At 37.0% G+C, this 15,643-nt stretch carries 14 protein-coding genes; 10 read left to right on the top strand and 4 right to left on the bottom strand.

Annotation, left to right across the window (positions count from 1 at the left end; all coding sequences use genetic code 11):
• Positions 1-145 precede the first annotated feature (145 nt).
• Positions 146-655, top strand: coding sequence for a hypothetical protein (locus QLQ96_RS20510; RefSeq protein ID WP_482492959.1), 510 nt, complete (start codon positions 146-148; stop codon positions 653-655).
• Here the strand turns inward: QLQ96_RS20510 and QLQ96_RS20505 are convergent.
• Positions 635-736: an SWIM zinc finger family protein gene (locus QLQ96_RS20505; RefSeq protein WP_482492958.1), complete on the bottom strand. Its 102-nt coding sequence runs from the start codon at positions 734-736 to the stop codon at positions 635-637. The two genes, QLQ96_RS20510 and QLQ96_RS20505, sit on opposite strands and share 21 nt — an antisense overlap.
• Positions 737-742: 6 nt before the next feature.
• Between QLQ96_RS20505 and QLQ96_RS20500 the strand changes: the two genes are divergently transcribed.
• Positions 743-1,030 carry a hypothetical protein gene (locus QLQ96_RS20500; RefSeq protein WP_482492956.1) on the top strand — a complete coding sequence of 96 codons (288 nt, stop codon included), beginning with the start codon at positions 743-745 and terminating at the stop codon, positions 1,028-1,030.
• Positions 1,031-1,048: 18 nt separating this feature from the next.
• Entirely contained in the window at positions 1,049-1,372 is a 324-nt protein-coding gene (locus QLQ96_RS20495) for a hypothetical protein (protein ID WP_482492955.1), read from the top strand.
• Here the strand turns inward: QLQ96_RS20495 and QLQ96_RS20490 are convergent.
• On the bottom strand, positions 1,369-1,584 hold the full coding sequence (locus QLQ96_RS20490) for a hypothetical protein (RefSeq protein WP_482492954.1): 216 nt from the start codon (positions 1,582-1,584) through the stop codon (positions 1,369-1,371). The genes QLQ96_RS20495 and QLQ96_RS20490 overlap by 4 nt on opposite strands.
• A 126-nt stretch (positions 1,585-1,710) precedes the next feature.
• On the opposite strand from QLQ96_RS20490, the gene QLQ96_RS20485 reads away from it, so the two are divergent.
• Entirely contained in the window at positions 1,711-1,899 is a 189-nt protein-coding gene (locus QLQ96_RS20485; protein ID WP_482492953.1) for a hypothetical protein, read from the top strand.
• Here QLQ96_RS20485 and QLQ96_RS20480 read toward each other — a convergent pair.
• Complete coding sequence (locus QLQ96_RS20480) at positions 1,871-2,029, bottom strand: hypothetical protein (protein ID WP_482492952.1); 159 nt, start codon at positions 2,027-2,029, stop codon at positions 1,871-1,873. The two genes, QLQ96_RS20485 and QLQ96_RS20480, sit on opposite strands and share 29 nt — an antisense overlap.
• Positions 2,030-2,137: 108 nt before the next feature.
• Positions 2,138-3,079 carry a helix-turn-helix transcriptional regulator gene (locus tag QLQ96_RS20475; protein ID WP_482492951.1) on the bottom strand — a complete coding sequence of 314 codons (942 nt, stop codon included), beginning with the start codon at positions 3,077-3,079 and terminating at the stop codon, positions 2,138-2,140.
• A gap of 273 nt (positions 3,080-3,352) precedes the next feature.
• On the opposite strand from QLQ96_RS20475, the gene QLQ96_RS20470 reads away from it, so the two are divergent.
• The 6 genes from QLQ96_RS20470 to QLQ96_RS20445 all read left to right on the top strand — a co-directional run bounded on the left by QLQ96_RS20470 (position 3,353) and on the right by QLQ96_RS20445 (position 15,629).
• On the top strand, positions 3,353-3,514 hold the full coding sequence (locus tag QLQ96_RS20470; RefSeq protein ID WP_482492950.1) for a hypothetical protein: 162 nt from the start codon (positions 3,353-3,355) through the stop codon (positions 3,512-3,514).
• Positions 3,515-3,613: 99 nt separating this feature from the next.
• A complete protein-coding gene (locus QLQ96_RS20465) occupies positions 3,614-4,750 on the top strand; it encodes a sensor histidine kinase (protein ID WP_482492948.1) in 1,137 nt (378 codons plus the stop codon).
• Positions 4,747-5,064 carry a sensor histidine kinase gene (locus QLQ96_RS20460; RefSeq protein WP_482496991.1) on the top strand — a complete coding sequence of 106 codons (318 nt, stop codon included), beginning with the start codon at positions 4,747-4,749 and terminating at the stop codon, positions 5,062-5,064. The genes QLQ96_RS20465 and QLQ96_RS20460 overlap by 4 nt, the downstream gene beginning before the upstream one ends.
• Positions 5,065-5,141: 77 nt before the next feature.
• Positions 5,142-5,786: a response regulator gene (locus QLQ96_RS20455; protein WP_482492947.1), complete on the top strand. Its 645-nt coding sequence runs from the start codon at positions 5,142-5,144 to the stop codon at positions 5,784-5,786.
• A gap of 356 nt (positions 5,787-6,142) precedes the next feature.
• On the top strand, positions 6,143-13,744 hold the full coding sequence (locus QLQ96_RS20450) for a hypothetical protein (protein WP_482492946.1): 7,602 nt from the start codon (positions 6,143-6,145) through the stop codon (positions 13,742-13,744).
• 166 nt (positions 13,745-13,910) lie between these two features.
• The gene (locus QLQ96_RS20445; protein ID WP_482492945.1) at positions 13,911-15,629 is read left to right on the top strand and encodes a T9SS type B sorting domain-containing protein; all 1,719 of its coding nucleotides are present in this window, start codon (positions 13,911-13,913) and stop codon (positions 15,627-15,629) included.
• Positions 15,630-15,643: the final 14 nt, after the last annotated feature.

The raw sequence follows: 15,643 nt of genomic DNA, 5'->3' as shown, positions 1-15,643 counted from the left end.
ATAAGACTATGCTCATGCTTTGGCGTGGGCGTAACTTATCTTGGTGCAAGGTTTGTCCAGAACCCCGATTCTTGGTATGGTTACAAACCCACGCTTTCTTATAAAGCAACTTCACTTCGGGTTTGGGTGGAATAAATCAAACCTCATGAAAAAAATTCTACTTCTTCTATCTGTTTTTGCCCTTTTCAGCTGTTCCTCTGACGAATCAAAAAGTGATTCTAACAACTCCACAAATGATAATTACATAGAATACAATGGAGAAAAGTACTATTTTACAGAAGCTACGATCAAAAGAGTCTACGAAAATAACTCTGGCTCCACATCATTTATATTAGCTTTTACTAATAACCCTATGACTTCTTACTTTCAAGTTGAATTAAGTACAAGTTGCAAACAATGTCCTGTTACAGATTTAATTAGCACAACATACACACTAAACTCAAATGCTTATATAAGAGCAATGGGGTTAGGTAAATTCAAAAATGACACCTATATAAATATACTTTCAAAAGAAAGCTTAACCACAACAGTAATTAATAGCATAATCGTAACTAATAACTCAAACGGTAATTATGGTTTTAAGTTCAGTTTTATAACCCCTACAGGCACAGCAACAGGCGAATATTTAGGAGAATTAAAGAAACTTAACTACTAAAATATGCTTGCACTTGTATTTATAGGAGCAGTTGCATTTGTAATTTATGCTCAATTCTTTGACAACAAGAAGCAAAATCATTCTTCTATGTCAAGACCTCAATTGCATGCTGAAATGAAGAAGAGACTGAAAAAATCTCTGATTGATGAGATAAAAACCAATCAGGATATTAAAGAATTCAGAAATACTGAAGTTGAAACGATGTTAATACTAACCTTAATTTCTAATTTTTACCAAGCCAGCTTAAAGAATTTCGTTGAACATAGATTATCCATGGGTCTCACTGAGCAGGAAGCTATTAATATGGTGAAAACTGTCACTAATGAAGTAATAGATATGTATATTGCGGACGCAAAGCAATATCATGTGAAGTAACACTTAAACCAATATATTATGAATCAAGACTTAATAGACGCTTTTAGTGAAGATCTGCAAAATTTTTTAGACGGCATACTTACGAATATTAAAAGTAAAGAAAGTGAATCTCCCCAAAATATAATAGATAGTTGGCATACTTATGAACAAAGTATAAGAGCTAAAGTTTATGAGCTTACCTTTAAAACTATTGAAAAACATGGTATAAACCAAAACAATGTAAAGAGTAATGAAAAAGGTGTTTTAGCAGAAGTCTTATTCACTTGCACTGACATAGCTAAAAATAAAGTTGACAAACTTTTCTATGGAGACATAAAACGTATTATTTATAATGCTTTTTAAAACAAATCAGAGTGTTTTTTCTTAAAGAGCTCATATATGATTGGATTTCCGTCTGTTTTTAATCTTTTAATAGTAATTATTGCATCAGTAGTTGTAGCTATTAAAAAATTTGTCAGAGTAAGATTTTCCATTAATGAGCTTTTGATTTGATTCTCTAATAACCCAATTTTTTCTATCAATTCTTCTTTTGATAGTTCATATAAATTTTCCATAAGTCTAAAAAGTTAAAAACCCTCTTGGAAAAGTCTAAGAGGGTTTGTTGTTAAAAATCAGGGGTTTGTACTTGGTTTGTGTTTTAGTGTTTTTGATATATTTGACTTAATTAAAAATCATTTATCATGGATACTATTCAAAATGTGAACTCAAATATTATTACTCTTGCTAAAGCACAAGAAAATGAATTTAAAGAATTAAAAGCTCAATTAAATAGAATTGAATCTAACCAAGCTATAATAAGTACTAATATTGAAGTTTTGAGTAAATATATAAATGATTTAACTATTCTCTTAAGTAAGAAGCTTCCTTAAGTTTATTTGCAACTTCTTTTAAAATCTCAATATTTTCTCCTACGGAGTTGTTCTTTAAAAGAGCAATTATTTCATTCATAAGACCTCCATAGTTTTCTTCTAAATATTGTTGGTGTGTTTTTATTTCCATAAGTTTATAAATTAAAAAATCGCCCTATAAAAAGGCGATTTTAGTTAAATGAATATTTCAAAAATTCTGGTGTAAAAAGGGTATACTTACCTTAATTTATTAATTATCCTATTTTGAAGTGTTTTTTTTAACAAAATCTTCAATTGGTTTTCGTTTAAAAACAGAAAAGTATTTTTTGGAAAAATAGTTTAATTCGTAATAATTTAATTCTTTAATAATGTCAGATATTGCTGAAAAGTCACCGCTTTGTAAAAGTTTATTTGCTTCCGTCATTTTTTCTCGGATAAATAAATTCTTTGGTGTATTTTGAAAATATTTCTTGAATAAAACTTTAAATTTAGTTGTTGACATGCCCGCTATTCGAGAAAGAAAACTGATAGAAGGAAAAGGATCGTGCAAGTGTTTCGATAAATATTCTTTCGATTTGTTTAATCCATCAATATCCGCTGCTGGTAAATCTGTTTTAAATTCAGAAAATTTTAAAAAAGTATTGGACAATAACTTTAATGATAGTCCACGAAGGTTAGTGTCGAAAGAAGTTGTCGATAACGGCATGTCTTTCAAAGAAGTTAAAAGCAATAAACTATCGCCGTCAATATCTATGGTATAGAATAAGTTTTTTTTCAAAAAATTGATTCTTTGATTAATAGACTCTTTTTTAGAATCATTGTCAACCAATTCAAATAATAATTTTTTGTCTATAAACAGGCTTATCGCATAAGTTCTTCGACCAACTGCTGGTTCAAAACTGGTTTTGTCTTTCCTTAAATCAAAAATTGATAGGCCTAGTTTTTCCGCATGTCCAATTTTATGTTTGTTATTCTTTATAACTATTTGATTTTCAAAATCACTAATGTCATAATGGAAAACAACTCTTGGAACATCATCATTAATTCTTCTGATTTTCAATGGAGCTTTCAATGTAAAATCTGAAAGCATGACTGCAATTCCAGGGATAACCTGAATAAAAAAGGAATAACCGCTTCCAACCGCTTCAGGAAGAATAAGCGTATTGCTGTTTATTACTTCGGCTTGTAACTCCTGCGCCATATCACTTAGCCAATCTGGAGAGACACAATAAAAATGATTTTTTTTTATACATATTTTATTGTTTTTAACAGTATTAAAAATTCGTTTCCTGTTCCTTAAATATAGTTTGAAAATAAATATTTAGTATAAAGTTATTTTATTTTTTGTGGTAATCAATCATCAAATTGAACTTTTTTCTATGTTTTAAAGTCTTGTCTGTCATTTTGTTGTGTTGGTGTAGTTATAAATTTGCTGCATACAAAACGACAATAATTTTAAACCTAAATATTATATATGAAAACAAAAGAAAAGAAACACTCTATAGAAAATCTACTTAGTACATATTTTGATTTTTTGACACTTTTGGAATTGGAAGATTTAATAACACCTCATTTAAGATATTTTATTTTGAATATGATTAGCGAAGAAGAATTAATTCTATTACGCAACACATAATATTTGTTGTGGCTAGGTATCGATTACTGAATAAAAGCTAGTTGAGATATTAATATATATTCCATTTACAAAGTATTAAATAACAAAATTTTTTAGAAGATGTTCAGATTAAAAAAAATTGGATTTAGATATAGAAGATCGCTGCATTTCATATTACTATCAAGCATAATAGTGATGCAAATAATATTACTTACAATATTTTACAGAGAGAAAAAACACGACTCTGAACTAAAGTTTTTGGAGGAAAAAACAAGATATTATTTGCAAGCGAAGCAAATTTTTAACCGCACAAAAAATGAATTGTATGAAAGTGAAGAAGATTTAAGCAGATACATTAAAACGGGGAATAATTTTTTCATAAGACATTATTATACTCATATTGATTCTCTTCAATATAATTTGGTTAGTCTTTCAAATGCTGCAAAAATGAATTCGAGCTTTTCAAAATCAAAGGGTGCATATAATTTTTCAGCTTATGGTTTTAATCAAAATAAAGATTTAAGTTTTGATTTGTGGACAAAAATTCTTGGTAATAAAAATTCAGAAATAATGTCTCAGCATGAAAGATTGCTGAAAGAAAATGATAAATTATTAAGTCAATATAATATAGCACTCGATCTTTTGGAAGAAAAAATCAGGCTGGCGACTAATAATGAACATTATAGTAATAAAAATTTCAGAAAGTACTTGTTGGCTTTAGTACTGGTGGTTACGATTTTGCTTGTCATTTTTACGAACATTACTTTTTGGTATGAAAAACGTTTGAAAAGTGATCAGGATAAAATTCAAAGCAATTTAGATTTTAAAAATAGAATTATGGGGATGATCACTCATGAAATACAATCGCCTCTAAATATTGTTTCACTTTATTGCAAATCAATCTACAAGCAAAATAATGATGCAAGACTAAATGATTCTTTAAAATTATTACAGTTTACAACAAATTCGGTTTCATTAATGTCAAACCAGGTTTTAAATCTTTTGAAAAGTGAGAGTAAAAAACTTCAATTGAATTCAAGTTGTTTTAGCTTGAAAGATGAATTAAGCCTTACGCTTCATGGAATAAAAGATATGGTCGAAAGTACAGGCAATAAACTTGATTTTAATTTGAATTTTCATTCGGATATTATTGTATACACCGATTTAATAAAAATACAGGAACTATTTTACAATATTATAGGTAATGCAAATAAGTTTACGAATAAAGGAGAGATTAAAGTTTTGCAGATTGCATAGATGTTTCTCCGGAGCAATATAAACTGGAAGTAATAATAAAAGATAACGGAATTGGTGTATCCAAAAAAGATTTGAAAAATGTTTTTAAAGCATATTATCAGGGAGAGATTTCTGAGAAAGTCGATAACCTAGGTATGGGACTCGGATTAAATTTATGCAAAGAACTTGTCGAAATGCTAGAAGGAGACATTCAAATAACAAGCGAACTGAATTTAGGCACAGAAGTAAAGTTTACTGTCTTTTTGTATAAATACGAAATGGAAACTGTTGAACTAGAATACCAATTCACTAATCAAAACTTTATCATGGCATAAGGAATTAGATAAATTTAAATGCTTTAAGAATGTTTTTAGACAATAAGTCAATGGTATAATTATATAATTTTTAAGAAATGGAATCAAACAAAACATTTGTAGTTGCAGATGATCATACTATGATAAGACAAGGAGTTGCCTTTGTCCTGAAAGATATTTTCCCATCTGCAAACATCTTGCAGGCAAGCAATTTTTTGGAAATTTTAAAACTGGTAAAAGACAAAAAAATTGATTTGCTTTTATTGGATATTAATTTTCCTGGCGGAACAAGTCTCAGTATAATTCCTACGATAAGGGAAATTCAGAAAGATATCAAGATATTGATTTTCTCTGCCTACGACGAAGATGTATATGCTGTTCGATATTTGAACGCTGGCGCAAGTGGTTATCTAAATAAACTAAGTACAGAAGAAGAGATTGCACATGCTGTAAATTCGATACTTTCTTATGGTAAGTTCGTTAGTCCAAATATACAAAACAAAATTATGGATTCTTATATTTTAAAAAAGCCTGTTAATCCATTAGAACAATTATCAAATAGAGAAATTGAAATAGCCAAATTATTGGTTGGCGGAAGTGCTAATAATAATATAGCAGAAAAGTTAAATATTAAAAAAACAACAGTAAGTACCTATAAAATTAGAATGTTTGAAAAATTAGGTATTACGAACCTGTCTTCATTAATAGGGCTTTTTAGGCTCTATGATCTTGATGAAGTGTAGAAATTAAGTTGAGTATGTCAGTTAAAATAAAAATCTGGTTGTTGTAGTCCAGAGATATGTAGTTTGTGTTAGTTGAATGAGGCGATTCCATTTTAGGGGTCGCCTTTTTGTTTTTTAAATGACTTAAAATTAAGCGTTTGTTTGTTTTATACAGAGTCTTTTTAGGCTTGTATAAACCTTCAATTATCAATGTAGTATGTGGACTACAAATTATGAAGATATCGCACTACAAAGAGAAGGTGCTTTGTGATTTTACTTTGCATCGAAATAAAAATCTCATTCTAGTTGTCAATTTGATCAGTGCAATTGTATGAGGTTGATATGGAGAGGTATTTAATTAAAAAACAAATCGAATAATGAAGAATTATCATGTTTTCAAATTTATTGCGGTTTTGGGATTGTTCTATAGTGTAGAAACTCATGCGCAAGTAAAAGTCGGAAAAAACCCGACCACAATTGGTAATGATGTTAATCTGGAGGTTGAGTCAACCAACAGCAACAAGTTTTCTATCAGTAAAGAGCTTGGAAAAGTAACAATCAAAGATGGTTCACAAGGGAATGGTAGAGTGCTTATGTCAGATGCAAATGGCGTAGCAACTTGGGTATTACTAGTAGAATCGCAGGCTGGAAAAACTGGTGAACCAGGGATACCAGGTTCAGGCGTTTCTGGAGCGCCAGATTCAGGTGTGACAATTGTAACAAATGACACAGGAACTTGGTTATGGAATCCAGTAACAAATTCATGGACTTTGGTAAGTGGTAAAGACGGTATTGCAGGAGGTAATGGAGCTCCTGGTGCAAATGGTATCGATGGAAAAATAAATATTTATGTAGACGAAATTACAAAGATAGTTTATTTGCGTGATCCTAGTAATAATGATAAATGGATTCAGATTTCTGGTAAAGATGGAGCGAATGGTATAAATGGAGCTGACGGAAAATCAGCATTCGAAATTTGGAAACAGCTTCCCGGCAACGACGGAAAAACTATCACTGAATATTTAGACGGTATAAAAGGCGCTGACGGAGCAAACGGAGCAGACGGAAAATCGGCATTCGAAATCTGGAAGCAGCTTCTTGGCAACGACGGAAAAACGATTACCGAATATTTAGACGGTATAAAAGGAGCTGACGGAGCAAACGGAGCTGACGGAAAATCGGCATTCGAAATTTGGAAGCAGCTTCCCGGCAACGACGGAAAAACGATCACAGAATATTTAGACGGTATAAAAGGTGCTGACGGAGCAAATGGAGCTGACGGAAAATCTGCATTCGAAATTTGGAAGCAGCTTCCCGGCAACGACGGAAAAACGATCACAGAATATTTAGACGGTATAAAAGGAGCTGACGGAGCAAATGGAGCTGACGGAAAATCTGCATTCGAAATTTGGAAGCAGCTTCCTGGCAACGACGGAAAAACGATCACAGAATATTTAGACGGTTTAAAAGGTGCTGACGGAGCAAACGGAGCTGACGGAAAATCTGCATTCGAAATTTGGAAGCAGCTTCCTGGCAACGACGGAAAAACTATCACAGAATATTTAGACGGTATAAAAGGTGCTGACGGAGCAAATGGAGCTGACGGAAAATCTGCATTCGAAATTTGGAAGCAGCTTCCTGGCAACGACGGAAAAACGATCACAGAATATTTAGACGGTTTAAAAGGTGCTGACGGAGCAAACGGAGCTGACGGAAAATCTGCATTCGAAATTTGGAAGCAGCTACCTGGCAACGACGGAAAAACGATCACAGAATATTTAGACGGTATAAAAGGAGCTGACGGAGCAAATGGAGCTGACGGAAAATCGGCATTCGAAATCTGGAAGCAGCTTCCTGGCAATGACGGAAAAACGATTACCGAGTATTTAGACGGTATAAAAGGAGCTGATGGAGCAAATGGAGCTGACGGTAAATCTGCATTCGAAATTTGGAAGCAGCTTCCCGGCAACGACGGAAAAACGATTACTGAATATTTAGACGGTATAAAAGGAGCTGACGGAGCAAATGGAGCTGACGGAAAATCGGCATTCGAGATTTGGAAGCAGCTTCCTGGCAACGACGGAAAAACGATCACAGAATATTTAGACGGTATAAAAGGAGCTGACGGAGCAAATGGAGCTGACGGAAAATCGGCATTCGAAATCTGGAAGCAGCTTCCTGGCAATGACGGAAAAACGATTACCGAGTATTTAGACGGTATAAAAGGAGCTGACGGAACAAATGGAACAAACGGAGCTGACGGAAAATCTGCATTCGAAGTTTGGAAGCAGCTTCCCGGCAACGATGGAAAAACGATCACAGAATATTTAGACGGTTTAAAAGGCGCTGACGGAGCAAATGGAATTGACGGAAAATCTGCATTCGAAATTTGGAAGCAGCTTCCCGGCAACGACGGAAAAACGATTACTGAATATTTAGACGGTATAAAAGGCGCTGACGGAGCAAATGGAGCTGACGGAAAATCGGCATTCGAAATTTGGAAGCAGCTTCCTGGCAACGATGGAAAAACTATCACAGAATATTTAGACGGTATAAAAGGAGCTGACGGAGCAAACGGAGCTGACGGAAAATCTGCATTCGAAGTTTGGAAGCAGCTTCCTGGCAACGATGGAAAAACTATCACAGAATATTTAGACGGCTTGAAAGGAGCAAACGGAACAAACGGAACTGACGGAAAATCGGCATTTGAAGTTTGGGAGCAGCTACCTGGCAACAACGGAAAAACAACCATTGAGTATTTAGCTTCTTTAAAAGGTGCTGACGGAGCAAACGGAGCAGACGGAAAATCGGCATTCGAAATTTGGAAGCAGCTTCCTGGCAACGACGGAAAAACGATCACAGAATATTTAGACGGTTTAAAAGGTGCTGACGGAGCAAACGGAACAAACGGAACTGACGGAAAATCGGCATTTGAAGTTTGGGAGCAGCTACCTGGCAACAACGGAAAAACAACCATTGAGTATTTAGCTTCTTTAAAAGGTGCTGACGGAGCAAACGGAGCAGACGGAAAATCGGCATTCGAAATCTGGAAGCAGCTTCCTGGCAACGACGGAAAAACGATCACAGAATATTTAGACGGTTTAAAAGGTGCTGACGGAGCAAACGGAACAAACGGAACTGACGGAAAATCGGCATTTGAAGTTTGGGAGCAGCTACCTGGCAACAACGGAAAAACAACCATTGAGTATTTAGCTTCTTTAAAAGGTGCTGACGGAGCAAACGGAGCAGACGGAAAATCGGCATTCGAAATTTGGAAGCAGCTTCCTGGCAACGACGGAAAAACGATCACAGAATATTTAGACGGTTTAAAAGGTGCTGACGGAGCAAACGGAACAAACGGAACTGACGGAAAATCGGCATTTGAAGTTTGGGAGCAGCTACCTGGCAACAACGGAAAAACAACCATTGAGTATTTAGCTTCTTTAAAAGGTGCTGACGGAGCAAACGGAGCAGACGGAAAATCGGCATTCGAAATTTGGAAGCAGCTTCCTGGCAACGACGGAAAAACGATCACAGAATATTTAGACGGTTTAAAAGGTGCTGACGGAGCAAACGGAACAAACGGAACTGACGGAAAATCGGCATTTGAAGTTTGGGAGCAGCTACCTGGCAACAACGGAAAAACAACTATTGAGTATTTAGCTTCTTTAAAAGGTGCTGACGGAACGAATGGAACAAATGGAATTGACGGAACGAATGGAACAAACGGAACAAATGGAACTGACGGAAAATCAGCATTCGAAATTTGGGAACAGCTTCCTGGCAACAATGGAAAAACCACTATTGAGTATTTGGCTTCTTTAAAAGGTGCTGATGGAACAAATGGTGTAAATGGAACTGACGGAAAATCAGCATTTGAAGTTTGGGAACAGCTTCCTGGCAACAATGGAAAAACCACTATTGAGTATTTGGCTTCTTTAAAAGGTACAAATGGAGCAAACGGAACAAATGGAACTGACGGAAAATCAGCATTTGAAGTTTGGGAGCAGCTTCCTGGCAACAACGGAAAAACTACTATTGAGTATTTGGCTTCTTTAAAAGGTGCTGACGGAACAAACGGAACCAATGGAACTGACGGAAAATCGGCATTTGAAGTTTGGGAGCAGCTTCCTGGCAATAATGGAAAAACCACTATTGAGTATTTGGCTTCTTTAAAAGGTGCTGACGGAACAAACGGAACCAATGGAACTGACGGAAAATCGGCATTTGAAGTTTGGGAGCAGCTTCCTGGCAATAATGGAAAAACCACTATTGAGTATTTGGCTTCTTTAAAAGGTGCTGACGGAACAAACGGAACAAATGGAACTGACGGAAAATCAGCATTCGAAGTTTGGGAGCAGCTTCCTGGCAATAATGGAAAAACCACTATTGAGTATTTGGCTTCTTTAAAAGGTGCTGATGGAGCAAATGGAACAAATGGAATTGACGGAACGAATGGAACAAACGGAACAAACGGAACTGACGGAAAATCAGCATTCGAAATTTGGGAACAGCTTCCTGGCAACAATGGAAAAACCACTATTGAGTATTTGGCTTCTTTAAAAGGTGCTGACGGAACAAACGGAACAAATGGAGCAAACGGAACCAATGGAACTGACGGAAAATCAGCATTTGAAGTTTGGGAGCAGCTACCTGGCAACAACGGAAAAACCACTATTGAGTATTTAGCTTCTTTAAAAGGTGCTGACGGAACAAATGGAACAAATGGAATTGATGGTACAAATGGTGTAAACGGAACTGACGGAAAATCTGCATTCGAAGTTTGGGAACAGCTTCCTGGCAACAATGGAAAAACCACTATTGAGTATTTGGCTTCTTTAAAAGGTGCTGACGGAACGAATGGAACAAACGGAACAAATGGAACTGACGGAAAATCAGCATTCGAAGTTTGGGAGCAGCTACCTGGCAACAACGGAAAAACCACTATTGAGTATTTGGCTTCTTTAAAAGGTGCTGACGGAACGAATGGAACAAACGGAACAAATGGAACTGACGGAAAATCAGCATTCGAAGTTTGGGAGCAGCTACCTGGCAACAACGGAAAAACCACTATTGAGTATTTGGCTTCTTTAAAAGGCGCAGACGGAACAAACGGAACAAATGGAACTGACGGAAAATCAGCATTCGAAATTTGGGAGCAGCTACCTGGAAATAATGGAAAAACCACTATTGAGTATTTGGCTTCTTTAAAAGGCGCTGACGGAACAAACGGAACAAATGGAACTGACGGAAAATCAGCATTCGAAATTTGGGAACAGCTTCCTGGCAACAACGGAAAAACCACTATTGAGTATTTGGCTTCTTTAAAAGGTGCTGACGGAACAAATGGTACTAATGGAATTGATGGTACAAATGGAGCAAACGGAACAAATGGAACTGACGGAAAATCAGCATTCGAAATTTGGGAACAGCTTCCTGGCAACAACGGAAAAACCACTATTGAGTATTTGGCTTCTTTAAAAGGTGCTGACGGAACGAATGGAACAAACGGAACAAATGGAACTGACGGAAAATCAGCATTTGAAGTTTGGGAGCAGCTACCTGGCAACAACGGAAAAACAACTATTGAGTATTTAGCTTCTTTAAAAGGTGCTGACGGAACAAATGGAGCAAACGGAACAAATGGAACTGACGGAAAATCAGCATTTGAAGTTTGGGAGCAGCTACCTGGCAACAACGGAAAAACAACTATTGAGTATTTAGCTTCTTTAAAAGGCGCTGACGGAACAAATGGAGCAAACGGAATTGATGGTACAAACGGAACCAATGGTACTGACGGAAAATCTGCATTCGAAATTTGGGAACAGCTTCCTGGCAACAACGGAAAAACCACTATTGAGTATTTGACTTCTTTAAAAGGTGCTGACGTAGCAAATGGAACAAATGGAGCAAATGGAGCAAATGGAATTGATGGTACAAATGGTGTAAACGGAACTGACGGAAAATCAGCATTCGAAGTTTGGGAGCAGCTACCTGGCAACAACGGAAAAACCACTATTGAGTATTTGGCTTCTTTAAAAGGCGCTGACGGAACAAACGGAACAAATGGAACTGACGGAAAATCAGCATTTGAAGTTTGGGAACAGCTTCCTGGAAATAATGGAAAAACCACTATTGAGTATTTGGCCTCTCTAAAAGGTGCTGACGGAGCAAACGGAACTAATGGAATTGATGGTACAAACGGAACAAATGGTACTGATGGAAAATCGGCATTCGAAGTTTGGGAGCAGCTTCCTGGCAATAACGGAAAAACCACTATTGAGTATTTGGCTTCTTTAAAAGGTGCTGACGGAACAAATGGAACAAATGGAACCAATGGAACTGATGGAAAATCGGCATTCGAAGTTTGGGAACAGCTTCCTGGCAACAACGGAAAAACCACTATTGAGTATTTGGCTTCTTTAAAAGGTGCTGACGGAACAAACGGAACAAACGGAACTGATGGAAAATCGGCATTCGAAGTTTGGGAGCAGCTTCCTGGCAATAACGGAAAAACCACTATTGAGTATTTGGCTTCTTTAAAAGGTGCTGACGGAACAAATGGAACTAATGGAACTGACGGAAAATCGGCATTTGAAATTTGGGAGCAGCTTCCTGGCAATAATGGAAAAACTACTATTGAGTATTTGGCTTCTTTAAAAGGCGCTGACGGAACAAATGGAGCAAACGGAACCAATGGAACTGATGGAAAATCGGCATTCGAAGTTTGGGAACAGCTTCCTGGCAATAACGGAAAAACCACTATTGAGTATTTGGCTTCTCTAAAAGGTGCTGATGGAGCAACCGGAACCAATGGAACTGACGGAAAATCAGCATTCGAAGTTTGGGAGCAGCTTCCTGGCAACAACGGAAAAACCACTATTGAGTATTTGGCTTCTTTAAAAGGTGCTGACGGAACAAATGGAACAAATGGAACTAATGGAATTGATGGTACAAATGGAGCAAACGGAACAAACGGAACTGACGGAAAATCGGCATTCGAAATTTGGGAGCAGCTTCCTGGCAACAACGGAAAAACCACTATTGAGTATTTGGCTTCTTTAAAAGGTGCTGATGGAGCAAATGGAATTGACGGAGCAAATGGAGCAAATGGAGCAAATGGAACTAATGGTACTGACGGAAAATCAGCATTCGAAGTTTGGGAGCAGCTTCCTGGCAACAACGGAAAAACCACTATTGAGTATTTGGCTTCTTTAAAAGGTGCTGAGGGAACAAACGGAACAGACGGAAAATCAGCATTTGAAGTTTGGGAGCAGCTTCCTGGGAACAACGGAAAAACCACTATTGAGTATTTGGCTTCTTTAAAAGGCGCTGATGGAGCAAATGGAACTAATGGAATTGATGGTACAAATGGAGCAAATGGAGCAAACGGAGCAAACGGAACTGACGGTAAATCGGCATTCGAAGTTTGGGAGCAGCTTCCTGGGAACAACGGAAAAACCACTATTGAGTATTTGGCTTCTTTAAAAGGTGCTGATGGAGCAAATGGAATTGATGGTACAAATGGAGCAAACGGAACCAATGGTATTGACGGAAAATCAGCATTTGAAGTTTGGGAACAGCTTCCTGGCAACAACGGAAAAAGTACTATCGACTATTTAGCTTCTTTAAAAGGAGAAAAAGGAGAACCAGGTACTCCAGCAACTAATATTCTTAAGAACAATTTTACAAATATGAACTATTCTATACTAGCAACTGATAATGTCATTTTAGTAGATGCAACTGCAGGCAATGTTACTGTTAGTTTACCTGCAACTCCTGTAGATGGAGTGGTATACACTATTAAGCGTATTGGTGCTGATGTTTCAAATAATGATGTTATTATTGATGGAGGTGCAATAAATATTGATGCGGCTGCAGCGCCTTTTGGCAATACGGCTTATGTAGGACAAAATGTAGCTTATCAAATCATGTACAGTGCATCGCAAAAAATGTGGTATACACTTTCTAAAATGTAGAAAGTAATACAAATTAGTCACCCGATGCCTTTTAGAATTAAAAACTTTTAAAAAATAATAAAATGTGCTAGGGTGTCTTATTTGTATTTGTACTGGTGAGTTATGTCAATACTAAATCAAGGGAACCAAAAGATAATTTAATGAAACCTCAATAAAAGAGTTCATAATGAATCAAAAAATAAATTTTAAAAATAAGCCAGGATTAATGTTCCTTGCACTTTTGTGGTCCACACTTGGCTGGTCTCAATCGGGCACTTTAGGGAATACCTACGTTTTTGGCGGAGGACAGGCTACTGTACATGGGGGTAATTTTAGCTTTCTCACAGGAGGCAGTGGAGTACTCCCAGGGATTGTTGGTACTGATCGTAGCATGCCTGCCGGGTATTTGGGTTTTATGGCGGGAACCACTTGGAGTGGTGCCTCCGATGCAGCTCACGTCGACGGTTACGTAAAGTCGTATCAGACAGGTAAGTTTACCTTTCCTATTGGAGACAATGGTCAGTACAACCCAGTAGCTGTTTCGGCTGCTTCGCTTAGTGCACCTGCAGATGCTGCTTATTATGCTGTCGATCCAGGAGTAGCTATAACATCAAGCTTAAAAGGTGGTGACGAACCAAGGTTGCCTACAGGGGAAATCTTCTCAACAACATCAAAAGATGTTGGAATAAATAGAGTAAGCACTGTTGGATACTGGGATATAAACGGAGATACTGCTGCAAAAATCACTTTGTCATGGAACACATCTACAAATCTAGCGATGCTTACAGCATCTGATTTAAGCAGTCTTAAAATAGTAGGTTGGGATGGCATGAAATGGGTAGAGATTCCTGCTACAGTAGATGCAACTTCACTCTTCGGAGAAAGTAGTACGCTCAATTCAGGATCTATTACAACTAATGTAACTGTTGTACCAAATACTTATACAGTATACACATTGGCAGCGGGTATTACAGACGGATGTAGTGCTCCAGTGGCAAGTACAGCTTGGAATGCATCAGATTGTGATCATGACGGATTAACAAATGGAAAAGAGATCGAATTAGGTACTGATCCATATAATCCAGATACGGACGGAGATGGAGTTCTAGACGGAACAGAAGTTACAGATGGAACAAATCCTAAAGATGGTTGTTCATACCAATTAGGACATGTTACACTACCTCGAAGCCCTGAATGGAACGCTCAAGATTGTGATGGTGACGGATTGACGAATGGAGAGGAAATCACTAGAGGAACCGATCCGCAGAAACCTGACACAGACGGAGATGGTGTAATTGACGGAACAGAAGTTACAGATGGTACAGATCCTAAAGATGGTTGTTCATACCAATTAGGACATGTGACATTACCTCGAAGCCCTGAATGGAACGCTCAAGATTGTGATGGCGACGGATTGACTAATGGTGAGGAAATCACTCGAGGAACCGATCCACAGAAACCTGATACAGACGGAGATGGTGTAATTGACGGAACAGAGGTAAATGATGGAACAGATCCGCTTAATATATGTGATTCTAAACAAGAGCACGTTACAGTTCCTCAGAGTCCTGAATATGCGAACCGTGATTGCAATGAAGGCGGAGAAATAGAAGTGTTTAATGCACTTACACCAAACGGCGACGGAATCAATGATGTACTTATTATAAAAGGATTGGAAAATTATCCGAACAATCACATCGAGATATTCAACCGCTGGGGAGTTAAGGTATATGAAACAGATAAATACGGTGAAAATGGAAATTACTTCACAGGTATATCTGAAGGAAGAGCTACTATTAAGCAAGCTTCAGGTTTGCCAACCGGAACTTATTTCTATGTCTTGAAATGCTCAGATAACAAGGGCAACAGGAAAGAAAAATCTGGATACTTATATCTAAACAGATAACTATAATTAATACT

It is taken from the genome of Flavobacterium sp. B167r (assembly GCF_056824315.1).
This window is presented reverse-complemented; position numbering and strand designations above follow the sequence as displayed.